This is a genomic window from Castellaniella sp. (assembly GCF_041677825.1).
Classification (GTDB): Bacteria; Pseudomonadota; Gammaproteobacteria; order Burkholderiales; family Burkholderiaceae_B; genus Castellaniella.
Map to the genome: position 1 here is coordinate 1 of NZ_JBAYPG010000008.1, position 20,923 is coordinate 20,923.

Annotated in this window: 18 protein-coding genes; 12 read left to right on the forward strand and 6 right to left on the reverse strand. The window is 64.5% G+C overall.

Translation table 11 applies throughout. The features are described from left to right. From WCY17_RS05045 to WCY17_RS05055, 3 genes are all read left to right on the forward strand, one after another. A partial coding sequence (locus WCY17_RS05045) for a zinc ribbon domain-containing protein (RefSeq protein ID WP_372701083.1) occupies positions 1-268 on the forward strand: 268 nt, incomplete at its 5' end. A gap of 10 nt (positions 269-278) precedes the next feature. Continuing rightward, positions 279-1,853, forward strand: coding sequence for a DNA recombination protein RmuC (locus WCY17_RS05050; protein ID WP_372701084.1), 1,575 nt, complete (start codon positions 279-281; stop codon positions 1,851-1,853). After that, complete coding sequence (locus tag WCY17_RS05055) at positions 1,850-2,908, forward strand: 5'-methylthioadenosine/S-adenosylhomocysteine nucleosidase (RefSeq protein WP_372701085.1); 1,059 nt, start codon at positions 1,850-1,852, stop codon at positions 2,906-2,908. The genes WCY17_RS05050 and WCY17_RS05055 overlap by 4 nt, the downstream gene beginning before the upstream one ends. 35 nt (positions 2,909-2,943) lie before the next feature. Here the strand turns inward: WCY17_RS05055 and WCY17_RS05060 are convergent, their stop codons facing one another. Continuing rightward, positions 2,944-3,546: a 2-hydroxychromene-2-carboxylate isomerase gene (locus WCY17_RS05060; RefSeq protein ID WP_372701086.1), complete on the reverse strand. Its 603-nt coding sequence runs from the start codon at positions 3,544-3,546 to the stop codon at positions 2,944-2,946. 98 nt (positions 3,547-3,644) lie between these two features. Between WCY17_RS05060 and WCY17_RS05065 the strand changes: the two genes are divergently transcribed. Next, the gene (locus WCY17_RS05065) at positions 3,645-4,523 is read left to right on the forward strand and encodes a ZIP family metal transporter (protein WP_372701087.1); all 879 of its coding nucleotides are present in this window, start codon (positions 3,645-3,647) and stop codon (positions 4,521-4,523) included. A gap of 135 nt (positions 4,524-4,658) precedes the next feature. On the opposite strand, the gene WCY17_RS05070 is transcribed toward WCY17_RS05065, so the two are convergent. Both WCY17_RS05070 and WCY17_RS05075 read right to left on the reverse strand, forming a co-directional pair. After that, positions 4,659-5,033 (reverse strand): tautomerase family protein, encoded by a 375-nt coding sequence (locus WCY17_RS05070; protein WP_372701088.1) that lies wholly within the window; start codon positions 5,031-5,033, stop codon positions 4,659-4,661. Between the two features lie 47 nt (positions 5,034-5,080). After that, positions 5,081-6,352: an O-acetylhomoserine aminocarboxypropyltransferase/cysteine synthase family protein gene (locus WCY17_RS05075; protein ID WP_372701089.1), complete on the reverse strand. Its 1,272-nt coding sequence runs from the start codon at positions 6,350-6,352 to the stop codon at positions 5,081-5,083. Positions 6,353-6,766: 414 nt separating this feature from the next. Between WCY17_RS05075 and WCY17_RS05080 the strand changes: the two genes are divergently transcribed. Next, the gene (locus WCY17_RS05080; RefSeq protein ID WP_372701090.1) at positions 6,767-9,652 is read left to right on the forward strand and encodes an adenosylcobalamin-dependent ribonucleoside-diphosphate reductase; all 2,886 of its coding nucleotides are present in this window, start codon (positions 6,767-6,769) and stop codon (positions 9,650-9,652) included. Between the two features lie 38 nt (positions 9,653-9,690). Here WCY17_RS05080 and WCY17_RS05085 read toward each other — a convergent pair whose 3' ends face one another. Next, complete coding sequence (locus WCY17_RS05085; protein WP_372701091.1) at positions 9,691-10,929, reverse strand: CynX/NimT family MFS transporter; 1,239 nt, start codon at positions 10,927-10,929, stop codon at positions 9,691-9,693. Between the two features lie 381 nt (positions 10,930-11,310). Here WCY17_RS05085 and WCY17_RS05090 point away from each other — a divergent pair, with 381 nt between their 5' ends. The 7 genes from WCY17_RS05090 to WCY17_RS05120 all read left to right on the forward strand — a co-directional run bounded on the left by WCY17_RS05090 (position 11,311) and on the right by WCY17_RS05120 (position 18,605). Continuing rightward, complete coding sequence (locus tag WCY17_RS05090) at positions 11,311-12,210, forward strand: polysaccharide deacetylase family protein (protein ID WP_372701092.1); 900 nt, start codon at positions 11,311-11,313, stop codon at positions 12,208-12,210. 36 nt (positions 12,211-12,246) lie between these two features. Then, a complete protein-coding gene (locus tag WCY17_RS05095; RefSeq protein ID WP_372701093.1) occupies positions 12,247-13,773 on the forward strand; it encodes an LVIVD repeat-containing protein in 1,527 nt (508 codons plus the stop codon). A gap of 122 nt (positions 13,774-13,895) precedes the next feature. Beyond that, entirely contained in the window at positions 13,896-14,915 is a 1,020-nt protein-coding gene (locus tag WCY17_RS05100; protein WP_372701094.1) for a TRAP transporter substrate-binding protein, read from the forward strand. 21 nt (positions 14,916-14,936) lie between these two features. Continuing rightward, positions 14,937-15,443, forward strand: a complete 507-nt coding sequence (locus tag WCY17_RS05105) for a TRAP transporter small permease (RefSeq protein WP_372701095.1) — start codon at positions 14,937-14,939, stop codon at positions 15,441-15,443. A 44-nt stretch (positions 15,444-15,487) separates the two neighbouring features. Beyond that, positions 15,488-16,762 (forward strand): TRAP transporter large permease, encoded by a 1,275-nt coding sequence (locus WCY17_RS05110; RefSeq protein WP_372701096.1) that lies wholly within the window; start codon positions 15,488-15,490, stop codon positions 16,760-16,762. 41 nt (positions 16,763-16,803) lie between these two features. After that, positions 16,804-17,583: an IclR family transcriptional regulator gene (locus WCY17_RS05115; protein ID WP_372701097.1), complete on the forward strand. Its 780-nt coding sequence runs from the start codon at positions 16,804-16,806 to the stop codon at positions 17,581-17,583. Positions 17,584-17,606: 23 nt separating this feature from the next. Beyond that, entirely contained in the window at positions 17,607-18,605 is a 999-nt protein-coding gene (locus WCY17_RS05120; RefSeq protein ID WP_372701098.1) for an asparaginase, read from the forward strand. Between the two features lie 52 nt (positions 18,606-18,657). Here WCY17_RS05120 and WCY17_RS05125 read toward each other — a convergent pair whose 3' ends face one another. Beyond that, a complete protein-coding gene (locus tag WCY17_RS05125; RefSeq protein ID WP_372701099.1) occupies positions 18,658-19,371 on the reverse strand; it encodes a TenA family protein in 714 nt (237 codons plus the stop codon). An 88-nt stretch (positions 19,372-19,459) separates the two neighbouring features. After that, positions 19,460-20,899, reverse strand: coding sequence for a sodium:solute symporter (locus WCY17_RS05130; protein ID WP_372701100.1), 1,440 nt, complete (start codon positions 20,897-20,899; stop codon positions 19,460-19,462). Positions 20,900-20,923 lie beyond the last annotated feature (24 nt).

The window sequence follows — 20,923 nt, forward strand, 5'->3', positions numbered from 1 at the left end:
GCCGCCGCAGAACACCAGTCGAACCTGTCCGTGCTGTGGTCATGTGTCGGCGGACAACCGCCAGACGCAGGCACAGTTCCGGTGCGTGGCGTGCGGTTTCGAGGAACACGCCGATCTGGTCGGCGCGATCAATGTACTAAGGGCGGGACACGCCCGGTTCGCCTGTGAAGTGAGCGATGCAGTAATGTCGCCAGCAGCAGGAACCCACCGAAGCAGCTCATTCCGGCTCGATGCTGGGGTGAGCGCCGTAGGAATCCCCCGATTTTAGGCGGGAGAGGATGTCAACCGTGTTTTCATTGAATCCCGATATGCAGGCCATCGCCGCTCTGGGCCTCCTGGTGCTGATTCTGGTGGCGGGTGGCGTGGCCCTTCGAGGGCACTTCAGGCGCCTGGCTGTGGATGCCGGGCGCCTCGAGCACGCGGCCCGGCTGCAGGCGCAGGTCGAAGCCCTGCAGGGGCAAAGCGACGGGCAGGTGCAGGCCATCGAGCATTGGCGCCAGCAGGCGCAGCAGGCCGAACTGGCCCTCGCCCGGGCGCAGGCGGCACTCGATGAAAAGCAGGCGGCGCTGCAGGTCATGCAGGCCGGGTTCGAGGCCGCCCGGGCCAGTCTGCGGGTCGAGTTCGAGCAATTGGCGAGCCAGGTGCTCGAAGAGAAGTCGCGCCGCTTTGCGGAATCCGGGCGCAGCGAACTCACGCACGTCCTGCTGCCGTTTCGTGAGCAGGTCGAGCAGTTCCGCCAGCGCATCAACGAGGTGCACGAGGCCGCCGTGCGCGGCCAGGCCCGGTTGTCTGCAGACATCGGGCAGGTGCGCGAGATGGGCCTGAAAATGAGTGCCGAGGCCCAGGCGCTCAGTTCGGCCCTGCGTGGCGACAAGAAAACGGCCGGCAATTGGGGCGAGATGCAACTCGAGCGCAGCCTGCAGGTGGCGGGGCTGGTGCGCGATGAGCACTACCGCAGCCAGGCCAGCCTGCGCGACGAGTCCGGCCAGCGTCGGCTGCCCGATTTTCTGGTCCTGCTGCCCGATGGCAAGCACATGGTGCTCGACAGCAAAGTCTCCCTGGTGGCCTGGGAACAGGCCGTGGCCGCCGAGACCCCCGAGGCGCGCAACCAGGCGCTGGCGGCACATGTGCAGGCCGTACGCCAGCACGTGGCCGATCTGGCCGGCAAGGATTACGCGCGCCTGATCGGCTTGCGCAGCCCGGGCTTCGTGCTGATGTTCATGCCGGTGGAACCCGCCTACATCGAGGCACTGCGCCACGACAAGGCACTGTTCGACTGGGCCTATCGCCAGAATGTGGTTCTGGTATCCCATACGACCCTGATGCCGATCTTGCGTACAGTGGCGAGCCTCTGGATGCTGGCGCGCAGCAATGAGCAGGCGCGTGCCCTGAGCGACATGGCAGGCGATGTCTACCGCCAGGTGGTCCGGGTGGCCGAGCGGCTGCAGAAACTGGGCCAGACGCTGGGCAGCGCGGTGGGCCACTACAACCGCGCGGTCACGGCGGTGGCGGGCCAGCAGGGCCTGTACGGCAAGGTGAACCGGTTTTCGGACCTGTCCATTCGAGCGGGGGCCGAGATGCCCGATCTGGCCGGATTGCATGCCGATATCGAAGTCCACCGCCTGACCGAGATCCTGCCGGATGGCGCGGCCGAGCCAGCGCCTTCAGGGGTGCAGCCGGAAAGCGTGCGGCAGGAAAGCGTGCAGCCGGAAAGCGTGCAGCCGGAAAGCGTGCGGCAGGAAAGCGTGCGGTCCGACAGCGCACGATCCGGCAGCGTGTCGGATGAGCATCGGGTCGGGGCGCACATGGGGCCGGGCTCTGGGCCGACGCCAGGCCCGGAGGTCCTGTCATGAGTGCACGATCCCGCTTTCCATGCCGCGTGCGCGGGCTCTGCCGGTCGTGGCTGCTGGGCGTGCTGCTCGTGCTGGGCACGCTGGGCGTGTTCTCGTGCACCGGGGCCCATGCGCAAGACACGGATGTTTCCGGTCCGGTACAGGCGGCGCCTGTCGCCCAGGTTCGTGCGGCCTCCGCAGGCTGGCTCGAGGGCACCCCACGCATGGCCATCATGTCGGCTTTTGCTCCTGAATTGGCGCTGCTGCGGCAACATCTGGAACAGGCCGTACGCCTGACCTCGGACGGGGTGGATTTCGATCTGGGGGTACTCGAAGGCCAGCCCGTCGTGCTCATGCTGAGCGGTGTGAGCATGGTGAACGCCGCCATGAATACCCAGCTGCTCTTCGATCGGTTCAATGCCACGCACCTGGTCTTCAGTGGCATTGCCGGAGGCGTGAATCCTGCCCTGAATCTGGGTGATGTCGCCGTGCCGGAGCGCTGGGGGCAGTATCTCGAGATGGTGATGATGCGCGAACGCGCGCCGGGGCAGTTCCAGCCGCCCAGGGGCAAGACGACACTGGATTTCGCGCCCTACGGCGCCATGCAGCCGCGGCCCGTGCGTGTACGGCGAGCTGGCGAGACGCCGATCCAGGAGAAATTCTGGTTTGCGGCCGATGCGCAGATGCTCGAGGTGGCGCGCCGGATTCGCAGCGAACCCCTGCGCGCCTGCGATCAGCGCCAGCGCTGTGTTCAACACACACCCAGGGTGATCGTGGGCGGCAACGGTGTCTCGGGTCAGGCGTTCATGGACAACGCAGATTTTCGGCGCTACGTGTTCGATACCTTCGAGGCCAACGTGCTCGACATGGAAAGCGCCGCCTGTGCCCAGGTGGCCTGGCGCAATCGTGTCCCGTTCATCGCCTTTCGGTCGCTGAGTGATCTGGCCGGTGGCGGTGCCGCCGAAAATGAAATGTACGCTTTCATGAATATCGCCGCCGACAATGCCGCCCGGGTGCTGATGGCGTTCCTGCGGGCCTGGCCAAACCAGGCCGGGAGCCTGTCCGCTGCACGCTGAGGGCCTGGCTCCGCTGCCGACCTGCGGTCGACGGGTCAGCCCGCCTGACGAGCGGCCCAGCGGCGGATGTGGTCGAAGCGGTCGAAGCCCCAGAAGGGTTCATCGTCCACGAATACGAACGGCGAGCCGAACACGCCGCGGCCCATGGCATCGGCGACGTCCTGCTTGAGCGCCGCCTTGATGGCGGGATCGGCCATGCCCTGTTCGAGCGCGGCCGGATCGAACCCGATGGCCTGTGCCTGCGCCCGCAGTATCGCGGCGTCGCGGATGTCCTGCCCTTGCACATAGTAGGCATCGAACACGCGGTGGGCGAAGGCGGCCGCCAGATTGCCCCCTTGCGCGCGCAGGAACAGCGTGGCGCGCGCCGCGCCGACGGTGGCGATGGGAAAGGGGTCGGGCCGCTGGTAAGGGATGTCGAACAGCTGCGCCGAACGTGCGAAGTCGCGCTCGGCGTAGGCGCCCTTGAGCGGGATGTCGACCAGGGGGCCACTGCCCATGGCCTGGAACATCGGGCCCAGCAGGATGGGGCGCCAGACCACATCGCGGCCCAGTTCCTGGCCCAGCGCCTCGATCCGGGTGCTGGCAAGGTAAGCATAAGGTGAGGAAAAATCGAAGTAGAAGTCCAGCGGTTTTTTCATGGGGTCTCCTGCAGGTTGTAGAACCATGGCGCCGCGGGTCCGGGGTGCGTCGGGTCGGAATCGCCATGGATTAGAATGCCACTTTACTCTGATCCGCCATGCGCTCATCCTTTCACAAGACATTTATTGCCCTGGCCCTGCTGGTGGCCGCCATTGTGCTGCTCGCAGCGCTCTGGCTGCTCTGGCGCTGGCTGGATCGCGTCGACCCCATGGCTGGCATGGCGCTGATCGGCGGCCTGGCGGCTGCGGGTGCCACGGCCCTGGGCACCTTGCCCATCCTGACGGTGCGGGCGCTGTCGACCCGCACACAGGACGCGCTGCTGGGCTTCGGGGCCGGGGTCATGCTGGCGGCCAGTGCCTTCTCGCTGACGATGCCGGGCCTGGAGGCTGCTGCCGACCTGGGCCATGGGCCCTGGGGGGCAGGGCTCATCGTCGGTTCGGCGATTCTGCTGGGGGCTCTCGTGCTGCTCGGCTTCGAGCGTTTCCTGCCCCATGAGCACTTCGTCAAGGGGCGCGAGGGGGTGGAATCCACCCGTCTGCGCCGCACCTGGCTGTTCGTGTTCGCCATTGCATTGCACAACGTGCCCGAGGGCCTGGCGATTGGCGTGGGCTACGCCGGCACCGACGTGTTGCGCGGTACGGCGCTGGCCACGGGGATTGCCATCCAGGACATTCCCGAGGGCCTGGTCGTGGCCGTGGCGTTGATGGCGGTCGGGTATGAACGCCGGTTTTCGGTGCTGCTGGGCATGGCCTCGGGGCTGGTGGAGCCCATCGCGGCCGTGCTGGGCGCGCTCGCCGTAGGCTGGTCAGCCGCCTTGCTGCCCTGGGGGCTGGGCTTTGCCGCAGGCGCCATGCTGTTCGTGATCAGCCACGAGATCATCCCCGAGTCGCACCGTGCCGGCCATGAGGCCCTGGCCACCTGCGGGCTGATGATAGGCTTCGTGGTGATGATGCTGCTCGACACGGCATTGGGCTGAGCGCGGGCTCGCCTGTGCGCGCAAGCCCGATCTGCATCAGTGGCAAGCGTGCCTAGTGCAGTGCAGCATCGCGCGCTGTCAGGCCGTGCTGCTGGCCTGCAGCGGGCACGATGCTGCGCAGCTTGCCTGTGCGCCCTACAGGCCGGCCTTCAGGGCGCTGATCCCGCCGGTGGTGCCGTAGTTTTCGCGCGCCAGATCGTGGATGATGACGCGCGATGCCTTGGCCGAGACCCCCAGACAGCGTACACCGGCGGCATCCAGTGCCGCGATGGCGGCTTCCTTTTCCTGTGCGCTGCGGCCTTCGAGCAGATAGACTTCGAAGAGCACCATTTCTGCGGCAGGGTCCTGCCCGATCAACGCACTGTCGGCGCCGTATGAATCCAGGAACACATGGACGACGCTGCCGGAAACGTCCAGTGCGCTGGATACGGCACTGGCACATTCCTGCACCAGGCTTTTCTTTTGCTCGCTGCTTCGCTCGGCAGCAAGGTGGATCTTGATGAAGGGCATTCGGGTCTCTCGGAAAAAAATCGGCTACGGATCGTTCGGGTGCGTGCTCAGGCCACGGCCAGGGCTTGCTCGATGTCGTCGACCAGATCGTCGATGTGCTCGATCCCCACGCACAGGCGCACCAGATCCTTGCTGACCCCTGCCGTGACGAGCTCTTCGTCGCTGAGTTGACGGTGCGTGGTGGTCGCCGGATGGCAGGCCAGCGTCTTGGCATCGCCGATGTTCACCAGCCGCTTGATGATCTGCAACTGGTCCATGAAGCGCGTGCAGGCCTCGATGCCGCCCTTGACCCCGAAGCTGAACAGCGAGGATGGAATACCACCGTCGATGTATTTCTGTGCCAGTGCGTAATCCCGGTTGTCTTCGAGGCCGGCAAAGTTGACCCAGGCCACTTTGGGGTGGCCCTGCAGGTATCTGGCCAGGGCCAGGGCGTTCTGGCAGTGGCGCTCCATGCGCAGGCCCAGGGTTTCGATGCCTTGCAGGATCAGGAAGGCGTTGAATGGCGAGATGGCGCCGCCGGTGTTGCGCAGGGCCACGGTACGCGCCCGGCCGGCCAGCGGGACTGCAGCGAAGTCATCGGCGTAGACAACCCCGTGATAGGCGGGTTCGGGCTCATTGAATTGCGGGAAGCGCGGGTTGTCTTTCCAGGGGAAGCGGCCCGCGTCGATCAGGATGCCGCCAATGCTGGTGCCGTGGCCGCCCAGGTATTTGGTGAGGGCGTGGATGACGATGTCGGCCCCGTGTTCGATGGGCCGGCACAGGGCGGGCGTGGGCACGGTATTGTCGACCGCCAGGGGGATGCCATGGGCGTGTGCGATTTCGGCCAGGGCGGCGATGTCGACGACGTTGCCGGCGGGGTTGCCCACCGACTCGCAGTACACCAGGCGGGTGCGGTCGTCGATGGCGCGCTCGAAGGCCTGTGGATCGCGGCCGTCGACCAGGCGCGCCTCGATGCCCAGGTCGTTCAGCGTGTGGCGCAGGAACGTATAGGTGCCGCCGTAGACCTGGCTGGTGGCCACGATGTTGTCGCCCGCCTTGGCGACCGTGAGCACACAGGCCGTGATGGCCGCCATGCCCGAGGCAAACGCCAGCCCGGCTGCGCCGCCCTCGAGTTGTGCCACGCGGTTCTCGAGCACATCGGTGGTGGGGTTCATGATGCGCGTGTAGATGTTGCCGGGGACCTTCAGGTCGAACAGGTCGGCCCCATGCTGCGTGTCATCAAAATAATAGCTGGTGGTCTGGTAGATGGGCACCGCAACCGAGTGGGTCTGCGGATCGCCGGCAAAACCGCCGTGGATGGCGATGGTGTCGCGCTTCATGACGTCTCCTTGTGCAATGGACCTGCGCATTTTGACACAGCTTCATATAGCTGGAAATCATAAGCAAACTGTATGATGGCCGGGCGGCCGGGCTCCGGGGCGCTCGATGCTCGATTGCCCGATTCCATGGCGGCCGCAGCACACCGAAAAAGCTGTTCTGCGCGCATGGTTTCTGGCGCGCAATGGGCGTAAAGTAAACCTTGCAGCGCGCCTTGCCGCGCGGTCTGCGGTGCGCCGCGCGGGTCTCTGGCGCGGCGCTGGGCACGGCTGCCATGGGGTGGTTTTGTGGTCTATATATAGTGTATATTACACAGCTCAGCACTAGATATTGTATAAAATCCTTTTAAATCCTTGTCGCTCCTGAATGCGTGGGCACCGGAATGCGGGCGCACGGTTGCAGGGGCAGGAGCCATCATGAAGCGTGAAGACGTATTCACCGGCCTCGAGCCCCAGGTCATCACCACCGAGGTGCTGCTCGAGAAGTACGCCAAGGGCGGCGAGACGAGCATCGGCGAAATCCAGCAGCGGGTGGCGCGGGCGCTGGCGGCCGTCGAGCCGGCCGATCAGCAGGCCCACTACGAGGCGCTGTTCCTGCAGGCACAGCAGCGCGGGTTCATCCCCGCAGGCCGCATCAATTCCGCGGCCGGCACCGATCTGGCAGCCACGCTGATCAACTGCTTCGTGCAGCCGGTGGGCGATTCGATCTCCAGCGCGGTCGATGGCCTGCCCGGCATCTACGATGCCTTGCAGAAGGCGGCGGAAACCATGCGCCGCGGGGGCGGGGTGGGCTACAACTTCAGCCACATCCGCCCCGCGGGCGCGCAGGTCAAGGGTACGGCGTCCAAGGCCTCGGGGCCCATTTCCTATATGCGGGTGTTCGATCGCTCCTGCGAGACCGTCGAATCGGCCGGGGCGCGGCGTGGCGCCCAAATGGGCGTGCTGTCGGTGTCGCACCCCGATGTCGAGGCCTTCGTGCAGGCCAAGCAGACGGCCGGGGAACTCACCAACTTCAACGTGTCGGTCAGCGTCACCGATGCCTTCATGCAGGCGGTGGTCGACGACACCCTGTTTCCGCTGGTGCACCCTGCGGAGCCTTCCGAAGACCTCAAGGCCGCGGGTGCCTGGCAGCGTGCCGACGGCCTGTGGGTCTATCGCGAAATCCGGGCGCGTGACCTCTGGGACCAGATCATGCGTTCCACGTACGATTACGCCGAACCGGGCGTGCTGTTCCACGATCAGATCAACCGCGAAAACAATCTGCACTATCTCGAGGTACTCGAAGCCACCAATCCGTGTGGCGAGCAGCCTCTGCCGGCCTACGGCTGCTGCTGCCTGGGGTCCATCGACCTGACGCGCTTCGTGCACAATCCGTTTGGGCTGCAGGGCGAGCCCGAGGTCGACTGGGCCGGCCTGGCCGAGGTCACGGCCCTGGCTATCCGCATGCTCGACAACGTGCTCGATGCCACCCAGTGGCCGCTGCCCGAGCAGGCGGCCGAGGCCGCACTCAAGCGGCGCGTCGGCCTGGGGGTGACCGGGCTGGGCGATGCCCTCATCATGCTCGGGCTGCCCTACGACAGCGAACCGGCGCGTGCCATGGCGGGGCGCTTCGCGCAGGCGGTTGCGCATGCGGCCTATCGGGCATCGGTGGCCCTCGCCCAAGAGCGCGGCGCGTTCCCGGGTTTCGAGGCAGAAGCCTATCTGAACAGCGGCTTCGCGCGCCGTCTGCCCGAAGACATCCGCCTGGTCATTGCCGAGCATGGCATCCGCAACAGCCACTTGACGTCGATCGCGCCCACGGGGACCATCTCGCTGGCGTTTGCGGACAACGCGTCGAACGGCATCGAGCCGCCTTTTTCCTGGACCTACACGCGCAGCAAGCGCATGGCCGATGGCTCGCGCCAGGATTACACCGTCGAGGATCACGCCTATCGCCTGTACCGGCTCATGGGTGGCGATGTCTCGGGCGATCTGCCGGGCCATTTCCGCACGGCGCTGCAGATTTCGGCGCGCGACCACGCGCTCATGGTGGCTGCAGTCAAGGACCACGTCGATGCCGCCATTTCCAAGACGGTGAATGTCCCGGCCGACTATCCCTACGAAGACTTCAAGAACCTGTATCTCGAAGCCTGGACCCTCGGGCTCAAGGGCATCACCACGTACCGGCCCAGCGGCAAGCGCGGCGCGGTGCTGTCGGTCGGGTCCGCCAGTACGGGCGCGCCGGTACAGCCCGAGGCGATTTCCCTGTCCGAGGCCGATCGGCGCCTGGTGCTCAAGCGCACCATCGAGCCGGTGCTCAACAGCCTGCGCTGGCCCAACCGGCCGCGCCTGCCGCGCGGGGCATCCTGCTGGGCCTCCGATGCCATAGAAACCTCCGAGGGCAGTTTCGTGGTGTTCGTCTCGGATCTGCAGAACCGGCCGTTCGAGATCTGGGTCAATGGCGCGCGCCCGCCCCGCGGCCTGGGGTCGGTGGCCAAGATGCTCAGCCTCGACATGTATACCGACGACTACCCCTGGCTCGATCGCAAGCTGCAGGTGCTGGCGCGCACCAGCGGGCAGGCCGAGTTCCAGATGACGGATCCGGAAACCGGCGAGTGCATCAGCATGCCGTCCACGGTGGCCGCACTGGCCCGGCTGGTGGCGTTCCGGCATCGCTCATTGGGCATCGCGGCGCCCGAGTCGGCCGCCTCGGCCATGATGGATGCCCTGATCGCGCCGCGCGAGCCCAAGACCGGTACCGATGGCACCATGGGTTGGGTCTGCGATGTGCTCAATCCGGCCACGGGTGACGATCTGGTGCTGATGGTGAAAGAACTGCGCATGCCCGATGGCTCCACGCGGCCCTATTCGGTATGGGGGGCGGGCAAGTTCCCGCACGCGTTCCAGGGCCTCTTCAAGCTGCTCAGCCTGGACATGCGCATCGTCGATCCGGCCTGGATCGCCATGAAACTGCGCAAGCTCATGAGTTACGCCGAACCGCAGGGGGATTTCATGGCGCGGGTGCCGGGCAGCGACCAGTCGCGCTCCTTTCCTTCCACCGAGGCGTACATTGCGCGTTTGCTGATCCATCGGTATGCCATGCTGGGCATCCTCGATGAATCAGGCGAGCCGCTCGATCCCATGGGCGTGGTGCAGGCCGAGACCGCACCCGGGCTGCCGGGCGCGGCCGCCCGGGGGGCTTCGGGCGACCTCACCGCACAGATGACCGGCAGCGAATGCCCCGAATGTCACCTGCACCGGGTGATCCGGCGCGACGGCTGTGAGTTCTGCACCAGTTGCGGGTATCAGGGGGCCTGTGGCTGAGCGGGGCCGAACCAGGTCCGGCGTGCTGCACGACGTGGTCAGGGCGCAATCGGCGCCTTGGCCTGTGCATTGGCCGCGGGGCCCATGGCCGGTTCGGGGTCGAGCCCCTGAATGCGTACATACCGGTTGCGGCCTGCTGACCATCCGGCCACGCTGGTGCCCAGCGTGATCGCGGCCAGCAAGCCGGCGATAGGCTGAAAACTGCCGGTCCAGTGGTGGATCAGGCCGATCAGCAGCGGCGCGAGGGCGCCAATGGTATAGCCTGCGCTCTGCGCCATGCCCGAGAGCAGGGTGGCGGTCTGGGTACCGGGTGAGCGCAGGACGATAATGGTCAAGGCGGTGGCAAATGTGGCCCCCTGGGCCAGGCCTTGCACGATGGCCAGCGGCCAGATCCACGAGGCGGGTACGAACAGCAGCAGGGTCAGTGGAATACCGCAGGCCAGCGCCAGCAGCACGCTCAACAGCCGCTGGTCCGCGGTTCGCCGGATCAGAAAGGGCGCCAGCAGGTTGCCGAGCAGGTTGGCCACGATGCAGGCCGAGGTGATGAGGCCGGCTGCCGCCGTGTCGAGGCCGCGACCGTGCAGAATCGGTGCGAGCCACCCCAGCACCGTATACGCCATGGAAGACTGCAGCCCCATGTAGATCGTGACTTGCCAGGCCAGGGGGTTCTTCCAGATGCCACCGGCCCGGGCGGCCCGTGCGTGATGGTCGGGCCCGATCCGCAGGCGTGGCAGCCAGATCAGGGTGACCAGCGCCACAGGCAGTGCCCAGAGGGCCAGACCGGTTGTCCAGCCGGCATCCAGGCGGCGGATGAGCGGTATTGTGAATGCGGCGGCGGCCGCGGAACCCAGGTTCATTGCGGTGACGTACAGCCCGGTGACCAGGGCCACATGGCGGGCAAAATCCCGCTTGACCAGTACCGGCATCAGCACGTTGCAGACGGCGATGCTGGCGCCTGCCAGCAAGGACCCGGCAAACAGTCCACCCAGCCCGTAGAACCCGCGCACGGCCGTGCCCAGGGTGAGGAAAACCAGCGCGGCGACCAGCGTGCGCTCGATGCCGAGCCAGCGTGCACACAGAGGTGCCAGCGGCGCGAACAGGCCCAGACAGATCATGGGCAGCGTGGTCAGATACCCCGCATCGGCCGCCGACAGACCGGTTGTTTCCATGATCTCGGGCAACAGCACTGACAGGCTGGGGAAAATCAGGCGCACATTCAGTGCAAGAAGAATCAGCGCACAGGCCGCCGACCAGGAGATGATGGCCTTGTTTGACATCGGGGAAACATCCGTTGTTGTGGGCGGCCGCCATGGGCGTGACGACCTCTCGCCGAGCAAGACGCTGGTCGCATTGGCATGCATCGAGCCGCCTTCCTCCTGTGACTCAAGCTTAAACCGCCGAGTGCGGTCATGGGGCGTCTCGGCACACTTTCACGCTTGGGGTTTATACCTATTATTCTCATTAAATGAGATAATTGGATTCTTCTTGTTGACAGCCTATTTTCCGGGTTCTAGCATGATTTCATGTGAGAAATAGGCTTGGTCAGACGGGTTGTCCAGCATCTGCAGGTTCCGACTGTTCCACGAATTCTCAAATTCAGCGCCAGCCCTGAATGCATGGATTGCAACCTGGGCGCGCTTCAGTGATGGAGAAGCAGGATGTCCAAGGTTGGAAGCAGCATACGGGCACGCGTGCCTTACGTGCCGATCCACAAAAGAAAGAAACTGCACCTTCCCGGTGACGGAAAGATCATTCTCTGGGTGATCGTGAATATCGAGAACTGGCGCCCTGAAAAGCCCATGCCGCGTGTCATTCTGCCGCCTCCCATGGGCCAGCCCATGCTGCCCGACGTGCCCAACTGGGCCTGGCATGAATACGGCATGCGCGTCGGCTTCTGGCGTTATCTCGAGGCGCTGCAGAGCCGCAGGCTGAAGGCCACCGTCGCCCTCAACGGCAGTGCCTGCGAGGTCTATCCCGAGGCCTGTGAGGCCGCACGTGATGCGGGGTGGGAATTCATCGGGCACGGCTATGTCCAGACTCCCATGCACACGGTCGACGACGAGCGCGAGGTCATCGCCAGAACCATGCAGGCCATCACCGCGCTCACGGGCCGTGCGCCCAGGGGCTGGGAAAGCCCGGGGCTCACCGAAACCGACGAAACCGTCGATCTGCTGGCCGAAGCCGGCATCGAGTACGTGGCCAATTGGGTGCTCGATGATCAGCCGGTGCCCGTCAACACGCGGGCCGGGTCCATGACGGCGCTGCCTTATCCGGTCGAAATCAACGACGTGGTGATGAGCGCCGTCCAGCTGCAGCCTTCCGATGAAATATGGCGCCGCGGGCGCGATCAGTTCGATCGCCTCTACCAGGAAAGCAGCGATTCGGTGCGTGTCATGTCCATTTCGATACACCCTTTCCTGACTGGTGTGCCTCATCGGATCAAGTATCTCGAACAACTGCTCGACTACATCCTCGGGCATGAAGGGGTCGTCCCCATGACGGGGGCCGAAATGCTCGACTGGTACCGGGCGCAGCACGGCCAGCCCGCAGCCGTCTGATCGCGCTGATTCATGGCTTTTTTCAGGAGTATGACAATGTCCGTCAATGACAAGCAAGAGGCCTCCGCCCCCCGCGAAAAGATCGTGCATGGGGTCATGCAGGGCGGCGGAACCGTACCGATGCGCCTGCCTGCCGGGGCCTTGAACTATCTGGACCGCAATCAGTACATCTCGTCGATGGAAATCGTGGCCTTCTATCCGTCGATCAAGGTGGATTTCTTCGGCGACGAGCATTCCTGCATGTGGACCAGCGGCGAACGGCGTCTGCTGGCGTACGAGGGCGGCTGGATCGACATCACCGAGCCCAAGGCGGCCACGACCATCGAAGAGCCGGGCCTGTCGCCCTTCCAGAGCTGCGTCTACAACGAGCGCCTGAAGAAGTGGATCCGGGTGGTGGCGCATCAGATTCCCCTCACCCCGGGCACGGTCGACTATCCGCGCGGCAAGTATCACCCCGAATATCGCGAGAAGGCTGCATCGTATGCCGGCTTTCGCGGTATCAAGACCTATGACGTCAGCAATCCGGAAAAGCCGGTGCTGCTGAATGAATTTGCCACGGGCAGTACCGGCAACGGCGTTCATCTGCCGTTCTACGACGGCGGGCGCTACGCCTATCTGGCCTGCGGGTGGGATGATCAGTTGCGCATGGAAAGCTCCGAGCGGGTCAACAGCAATGCACTGATGATCGTCGACATGACGGACCCGTCCGCAGTCCACGAGGTCTCGCGCTGGTGGGTGCCGGGCCAGCGGCTCGAAGAAGAGGCCCTGTACCGCAGCACCTATCCGTTCGCAGGCGATCAGTGCTCCTGGACCTGCAACCGCACCCCGTGCATCGTGCCGGTCCGGGTCGAAGACGGGGGCACGATCGGTTACGGCGGCTGGGGCCATTTCGGTTTTTATGTCCATGACCTGTCCGACATCAAAAACCCGAAGGTCTACGGCAAGGTCAGCCATCCCCTGGAAGCCATTGGCGGGATTCCCTATCACCATGTCGTCCCGGTCACCTCGGCATCCGCCACTGACCATCCCCAGTTGCAGAATCTGGTGATTGCACTGCCCGAAGCGCTCGAGGCCGATTGCCGCGAGCCGTTTCACCTGCCGTACGTCATCGATGTCAAGGACCCGACAAACCCACGCATCATCGGGCTGTTTCCACGGCCCATGCCGCACCCCGAAGCACCCTACAAGGATTTCGCCATGGCGCGCGGGCGCTTCAGCTCGCGCGTCATGCAGCACTGGATCGCACCGGGCAAGGCACGGCCGAACCTGGTTGCGATGTCCTACCTGAATGCGGGGGTTCGCCTGTTCGACATCGCCGATCCGACAGCGCCCAAGGAAGTGGCCTATTTCGTGCCGCCGCGGGACGGGGAGATCGACGACTACATGAGCTGGCGCCGCGGGACCACGGAGGCCGTCTTCATCGAGTGGGACCGGCGCCTGATGTGGGTTGCCACACACGGCGGCCTGTACTGCCTTTCGACACCGTTCCTGGGCGAACCCGTGCTGGCGCCGGCCAAGGTGACAGAGTGGTCGGTACCCCATGTGAATCGGGGCACGAGCTGATCGATGGATGGCCTCCTGCCGGCGGGCCTCGGCCTGTCGGCGGGTGCGCAGCAACTGAGGAGACGCCGATGGATACACACGAATAAGTACGCTTCACACCAATGAACACACAGGAGATTGCAATGAAGACATTCACAGCATTGGGTCTGGCGACCTGCCTGGCAGGCGCCGTGGCCTTTGCCCCGGCTGCTCACGCAGCCGAATTCACCATGAAGATTTCGCACTCGGCTGCACCTGGTGATCCAAGAGACCAGGGGGCACAAAAGGTAGCCGAGTTGCTGAACAACAGCAAGACCTGCGATATCAAGGTACAGGTCTTTCCATCCGATCAACTGGGGGGCAGCGAGACCATCTGGGAACAGGTTCAGCTGGGCGGGGTCGAGGTCATGATCGCTCCGGCCGCCAATCTCGTACCCTATGAACCACTCATGGGCATCCTGGATCTACCCTACTTCTGGCCGGCCAGCCCCGAGCAACTGCTCGAGGTCTACCAGAGCGAGGCGATGGACGACCTGCTGAAACTGCCCGAAGCGCATGGCTTCATCGTGCCTGGCGTGTGGCACACTGGATACAAGAACTGGACGTCGAACAAGGCGCTGCATACGCCCGAGGATTTCAAGGGGCTGATCGTGCGCGTGATGCCTTCCAAGATCCTGCACAAGCAAAATGAGCTGCTGGGCATGCAGAACGTGTCGATGAATTTCGGCGACACGTATTCGGCGCTGCAGAGCGGTACGATCGGTGGTCAGGACAACCCGATTCCGCTGATCTACAACATGAAGTTCCATGAGGTCCAGAAATACATCACGATGACCAACCACGGTATCCTGGACCAGGTCTTCGCCATTTCGAAGATATTCTGGGACAAGCTGCCCGAAGCCTGCCATACCGAAATCCGCGATGCGATCAACGAAGGCGGCAAGGTCACCTATGCAGCCAACGAGAAGCTGATCACGGAGGATCTGGAAAAGATCAAGGCGAGCGGCACCACGATCGTTGAACTCGGCCCTGAAGAAATCGCCGCCATCAAGAATGTGCTGGAGCCGGCCGTGAGAGACTACTACGTCGAACTCGTAGGTCCCAAGGGGCAGGAACTGGTCGATGGCTTCGAGGCCGAATTCAAGAAAATGGGCATCAACTGACAGGTCCAGAGAGTCGCAGTCATGAAACGCATCAACAGTCTGGCGGAGCTGACGGCGGCTCTCGCACTATTGGCCCTGAGCGCGCTGATGCTCATCAACGTGTTCGCCCGCAACGTCATCCGCCAATCGTTCATAGGAACGGAAACGCTGGCGGTCTATTTCATGATCTGGATCACGTTCATCGGTGCGGCCGTGATCATTCTGCAATACGGTCATGTCAGCGTGGATTTCTTCCTGCGGATGGCGCGTACCCGAGAGGGCCTGTCGCGTGCCATCGGCCTGCTGACGGTGGCCACGGCGCTCGTCATCAGTGGTTTTTTCATCTGGTACGGCGCGCAACTGGCCTACCAGTTGTTCATGCGTGGCGGGCGGGTGGCGACCCTGGGCATTTCACAGGGCTATATCTATGCCTTCATCACCGTGGCCATGGTTCTGATGTTCTGCAATGCCCTGATTCTCGGCTGGCGGCTGCTCATCGGAGATCGGTCGAGTTATCCGGGAGACTATCTGCAGGATGACGCGCCATGACCGTAGCTGCACAAGCACTCCTGAAACAATTGGGAAACTGAAAGATGGCGCTCATCGGAGTGGTTGGGGCCGTGGTGATCCTGCTGTTGATCTCCGTGCCCATATTCATGTCGCTGCTGCTGCCGGCGATTGCCGGGCTGAGCTGGCTCGAACTCAGCATACCGCCCATCGCGGTCGTGCAGCATGCCGTCAACGGCATTTCCATGCCCGCATTGCTGGCGGTGCCCCTGTTCATGTTCGCGGCCGACGTCATCGCCGGGGGCGAAATCGCCGATCGCCTGGTCCGTCTGATGGAAACCACGGTAGGGCATATTCCGGGTGGCATGGCGATTGCCACCATCATGACCATGATGCTGTTCGGGGCGATCTCGGGGGTCGGCGTGGCGGCCATTGTCAGTATCGGCCCGATTGCCTATCCGGTATTGCTCAAGCGGGGCTATGGCCGGGGTTTCGCCCTGGGGCTGATCCTGTCGGGGGCCACGCTGTCCATGCTGATACCCCCCAGTGTCGCCATCATCCTGTATGGGCTGCAGGCCAACCAGTCGATCGCCCAGACCTTCCTGACCGGCCTGGGTGCCGGGCTGATCTTTGCCGTTCTGTTGATTGCCTATACCCAGATCTATGTCAGGGTACACCGGCTGGCCAATCAGCAGCGCTTTGATTCACAAGCGTTTCTGGCGGCCGCGCGGCGCGCCTCCTGGGCGATCTTCTTCCCGCTGATCATACTGGGTGGCATTTACGGCGGCATCACGACCGTGACCGAGGCGGCTGCGGTCTCGGTTGGATACGCCGTCCTCGTCGAGATCTACGTCTACAAACGCCTGACATGGCGCAGGCTGATCGTGATCGCGCGCGCCTCCGTGCGGGTGATCGCCATGGTAATGATCCTGATCGTCGGGGGGTCCCTGCTCACATGGTATCTGACCCTTGAACAGGTGCCGCAGCTGGTGGCCAATGTGGGGTTTTTCGACAGTGCCGTCATGGTGTTGCTGGTCATCAATGTGATCTTCCTGATCGCCGGCATGCTGGTCGACGTCAATTCGGCTATCATCATCCTCACGCCGCTGATCATGCCCGCTGCACTGAAGACGGGGATCGATCCGATCCAGCTGGGCGCGGTGGTTTCCATGAACCTGGCCATCGGCATGATCAGCCCGCCTTTTGGAATGAACCTGTTCGTGGGCATGGCCACATTCAAACTGAGCTACAAGGATGCGATCAAGGCCGTGATGCCTTTCATGCTGTTGATGCTGGTGGCCCTGGCCATTGTCACCTATGTGCCCGTGTCCACGCTCTGGGTGCGTGATCTGCTGTATTGAGCGAGCCTGCGAGCCCGGATCCCACCTGTCTTTGTGTCATCATGCCGCTTGCCTCGAAGATTTCTGCGCAATCCCCGGCCAAGACGGTCGGGCGCGCCGCGCTGCTTTTGCAGATCATCGCCTCCAGCCACAATCAGAACCTGCGCCTGATCGATATCGCCGCCATGGCGGCGCTGGACAAATCGACTGCACAGCGTCTGTTGCAACGGCTCATCATCGAACGCATGGTGGTGCGCGACCCGGTGCGTGGATACCGTCTCGGGCCGCTGATCCACGAACTGGGCCTGGCTGCGCTGCCCGAGACCAATCTGCGCGAAATCTCGCTGCCCGATCTGCAGGCACTGGCACAGGCCACGGGCGACATGGTGTTTCTTGTCGGCCGCAGTGGCTATGAGTCGATCTGCCTGAACCGTATTGCGGGCAATTTTCCGATCCAGACCATGACGCGCACCGAAGGGGATCGACATCCGCTCGGGGTCGGCGCAGGCGGCCTGGCCATACTGGCGTCCATGCACGATGCCGATATCCAGACAGTGCTCAAGGCCATCGAGCCCCGCTTGCCTGCGTATCAGCTGAGTGCGAAGAGCATCCTGAAATCGATCGAGGACACGCGGGCACGCGGTGATATCGCCATCGATGCGGGCAGTGCAGCGCTGGATGTCACCGCCATCGGGCGTACGTTGCATGATCGAAGCGGCACGCCGATCGCGTCGGTGTTTGTCGCCTCGATCGGCCATCGGATGATGGACGCCCGTCAGAAGGAAGTCACCCGTTTGCTGGTCCGCTGCGTGGACGCCATCGAAACTGTGCTGCAAAGCTGATCCGTTCACCTTCAGGAGGCCCCATGGCTCGACCTTCCATCACCATTCTTTCACTCGGCGGCACCATTGCCATGACCCAGGGCGATGCCGGCGGCGTCGTCCCCACGCTCACGGGCGAGGCGCTGGTGGCGGCCGTGCCGCAGCTGCAGCAGGTGGCGCAGGTCACCGCGCAGTCGTTCCGGCAGCTGCCCAGCGCCCAGCTGCAGTTCGAGGATATCGAAGAGCTGGCGCTCGCCGTGCGTCACCTGGCCCAGGGGGGCGCACAGGGGTTCGTGATCACGCAGGGTACGGACACGATCGACGAGACGGCATTCGCCCTCGATTGCCTGCATGACCTGGCCGTGCCGCTCGTGGTCACCGGTGCCATGCGCAACCCGACCCTGCCGGGTGCCGACGGGCCCGCCAATCTGCTGGCGGCGGTTCAGGTGGCGGCCAGTCCGGCCTCGCACGGTCTGGGCTGTGTGGTCGTCATGAATGACGAGGTACACGCCGCCCGCTATGTGCGCAAACTGAATACCAGCCGGCCCGATGCGTTCGCCTCACCCGCATGCGGGCGCCTGGGCTGGCTCACCGAAGGCCGATTGCGCCTGGCCTGCCGTCTGCCCGAAGCGCCTCATATTGCGCAGTCGCGCAAACCGGATCCGGCGCGGGTGGCCTTGTTGCCCGCCGGCCTGGGCGACCAGGGCGAAATGGTGCGCGCGCTGCTGGCCGCACAGGCCTTCGATGGCCTGGTGATCCAGGCCACGGGCGGTGGCCATGTTTCAGAAGCCCTGGCCGATGCCCTGGAGGCGGCGGCGCAGGCCATACCGGTCATCCTGGCGTCGCGCACCGGCAGCGGCGACGTGCTCACCCATACGTATGGCTACCGCGGCAGCGAAATGGACCTGCTGCAGCGTGGGCTGATCCGCGCCGGCATGCTCGATGGACACAAGGCGCGCGTCTTGCTGACCCTGTTGTTGCGGCATCAGGGGCCCGACCGTGATGCCATCGCGCAGGCGTTCCGTGCATGGTCGAGCGACTAGAGCCCTGTGGGCCGGGAGCCAGCTGGGCCGTTCGGCATCGCGGAGCGGCCGTTCAGCCCAGTTCCCAGCCCTGGCGGTTGTGCGCCGTGCCCCAGAAATGCCATTCATACACGCAGGCCTGCCTGAAAATGTCCTGCATGGCGTCCCGTTCGGATTCCGGTGCCCGCGCCAGGCACGCCTCCAGTATCGCAACCGCCTCACGGGTGGCGCGGTCGAAGTCGGCGCTGTCATAGGTGGCCACCCAGGTGGCATACGGATGCGTGGCGCCCAGATGCGCGGCGCGCCGCACCAGGACCTTGCCCATGTGGGCATAGACCCAGAAGCAGGGCAGCACGCCTGCAACCCCGTGCACATAGGGTCGGGTGGCGGCGGTGGCGATCAGGAACGAGACGTAGCCCAGGGTGGTGGGTGAGGGTTCAGCCGGCCCGGCATGCACCGCCAGTTGCTCACAGGCTTTGGCCAGCGCCGCGTCGGACAGCAGGCTGTGGTGCATGCCTTCTTCGACGCTGATGGCGCGCGCCGAGGACTCGGCCCAGAAGCGCGACTCGGCCCGGTTGGGCGCTTGCGCCGAGAGCAGGGCCATGGCGCGCGCATAGCCGCTCAGGTAGCGGCTGTCCTGGCGTATGTAATGCACGAAGGCCACCGGGTCGAGGGTGCCGTGGGCCAGCTCATTGAGAAACGGCAGGGTCTCGATGCGCTGCACGATGGGCTGCGTGTCCTGCCACAGGGCATGGGTCAGCGGGCCGGCAGAAAAATCGGGGGTCATGATCGATCTCCATCATATTGAAAAATCAGCTTCGGCAGGGTGCGCCATCCTTGTCTGCCATGAACAGCGGGGCTTGTCGCGCAGCGGGTCAATTCGGCAGGCTGCGGATCTGATCCTGCATGCCATGCAGGTCATACCGCGTGCCGGGCCACAGCCGGCCGAATATGAGCGTGACCAATACCGGCACCAATGCAGCGAGCAGAAAGGATTCAAGCAGGGTATCCATGGGCCCGTCTGGTGCCGGAAACAGCCAGAGGCCAGCTGCCAGGCCGGCCAGTGTGGCCAGCAGGGCCACGCGGCCGCTGCAGCGGGTGCTGTAGAGCCCGAAAAACACGGGGAAGGCGGCGGCCGAGCAGAACAGGTCGGCCAGCAGGAACAGGTACAGCACGCTGTAGCCCTGCGCCGAGGCAATCCAGACGGGCACCGCCAGCACGTAGATGGCGAGGCGCGACCAGTGCATCAGGACCGCGGCGGAGGCATCGGGCATGAGGCGTCGGGCATCTACGGCAATCATGCTCGATACCGCGCTGATGGCGGTATCGGCGCTGCTCATGACCAGGGACAGCCCCAGCGGGATGAGCGCCAGCATGAACAGGGCGGGCATCCTGGGGGCCAGTACGCTGAAGAGGGCGACCGAACTGTCCGAACCGGCATCCTGTGCGACGAAGACCAGCCCGAACAGCCCCATGATGAAAATCACGGGGCCCACCAGCAGACCGCCCAGCAGAAAGCCACGCCGCATGGCCCTGGTGGAGCGGGCCGCATAGACGCGCTGCCAGTTGCCCTGATGGAACAGCCCGGTGAGCAGAATGGCCACAAAGAAGGTCAGGCCCGCCTTCAGGCCGACCAGATTGTCCAGCGCGAGCAACTGGGGGGCCCTGGCCTGCAGGTTCAGGCGCACGGCATCCATGCCGCCGCTGGCCTGCCAGCCGAGCACGACCAGGGCCAGCAGCAATGGCAGGATGATGATCATCTGGATCTTGTCGGTGAAGATGGATGCCTTCAGCCCCCCCCATGCGGTGTACAGCAGCGTGCAGCCGAGCACGATGCCCGCCGTGAGCCACAGGGGGATCGGGGCCATGAGGGCAATGATCTTGGCCATGGCCGTGATCTCTGCGGTGATCGAGATCCCCAGATAGAACAGCATGATCACCAGGATCAGGCCATACAGGCCGCGACCGTAGCGGGCCATGACGAATTCGGTGAGGGTGTGGCCGCGCGGGATGAGTTCACGCATGCGCTGCCCCAGCGGAATCATCACCAGCCGAGGCGACATGGCGCCCAGGGCGTAGCCGGTGATGGCAGCCAGGCCGCCCCAGGTGGCCGCCTGGGCCGGCGCGAACAGGATCCAGGCGCCCAGGGATGAGGCCAGCAGGGTCAGGATGGTGGCGGTGGCCGATTGGCTGTTGCGGGCCACGATGTAGTCTTCGAGCGTATCGTGGCTGCGGCGAGCATACCAGACGCCAGCCAGTGCAAAGCCTGCGGAAAACAGAATGACCCACGCCAGGGCGGTGCCGGTACCGGGCATGCAGGAAACCCCCTTGCAGTTCGT

Coding starts and splice junctions, on each gene's coding strand:
- WCY17_RS05050 (WP_372701084.1), top strand. CDS start 279: ATGTCAACCGTGTTTTCATTGAATCCCGATATGCAGGCCATCGCCGCT.
- WCY17_RS05055 (WP_372701085.1), top strand. CDS start 1,850: ATGAGTGCACGATCCCGCTTTCCATGCCGCGTGCGCGGGCTCTGCCGG.
- WCY17_RS05060 (WP_372701086.1), bottom strand. CDS start 3,546: ATGAAAAAACCGCTGGACTTCTACTTCGATTTTTCCTCACCTTATGCT.
- WCY17_RS05065 (WP_372701087.1), top strand. CDS start 3,645: ATGCGCTCATCCTTTCACAAGACATTTATTGCCCTGGCCCTGCTGGTG.
- WCY17_RS05070 (WP_372701088.1), bottom strand. CDS start 5,033: ATGCCCTTCATCAAGATCCACCTTGCTGCCGAGCGAAGCAGCGAGCAA.
- WCY17_RS05075 (WP_372701089.1), bottom strand. CDS start 6,352: ATGAAGCGCGACACCATCGCCATCCACGGCGGTTTTGCCGGCGATCCG.
- WCY17_RS05080 (WP_372701090.1), top strand. CDS start 6,767: ATGAAGCGTGAAGACGTATTCACCGGCCTCGAGCCCCAGGTCATCACC.
- WCY17_RS05085 (WP_372701091.1), bottom strand. CDS start 10,929: ATGTCAAACAAGGCCATCATCTCCTGGTCGGCGGCCTGTGCGCTGATT.
- WCY17_RS05090 (WP_372701092.1), top strand. CDS start 11,311: ATGTCCAAGGTTGGAAGCAGCATACGGGCACGCGTGCCTTACGTGCCG.
- WCY17_RS05095 (WP_372701093.1), top strand. CDS start 12,247: ATGTCCGTCAATGACAAGCAAGAGGCCTCCGCCCCCCGCGAAAAGATC.
- WCY17_RS05100 (WP_372701094.1), top strand. CDS start 13,896: ATGAAGACATTCACAGCATTGGGTCTGGCGACCTGCCTGGCAGGCGCC.
- WCY17_RS05105 (WP_372701095.1), top strand. CDS start 14,937: ATGAAACGCATCAACAGTCTGGCGGAGCTGACGGCGGCTCTCGCACTA.
- WCY17_RS05110 (WP_372701096.1), top strand. CDS start 15,488: ATGGCGCTCATCGGAGTGGTTGGGGCCGTGGTGATCCTGCTGTTGATC.
- WCY17_RS05115 (WP_372701097.1), top strand. CDS start 16,804: ATGCCGCTTGCCTCGAAGATTTCTGCGCAATCCCCGGCCAAGACGGTC.
- WCY17_RS05120 (WP_372701098.1), top strand. CDS start 17,607: ATGGCTCGACCTTCCATCACCATTCTTTCACTCGGCGGCACCATTGCC.
- WCY17_RS05125 (WP_372701099.1), bottom strand. CDS start 19,371: ATGACCCCCGATTTTTCTGCCGGCCCGCTGACCCATGCCCTGTGGCAG.
- WCY17_RS05130 (WP_372701100.1), bottom strand. CDS start 20,899: ATGCCCGGTACCGGCACCGCCCTGGCGTGGGTCATTCTGTTTTCCGCA.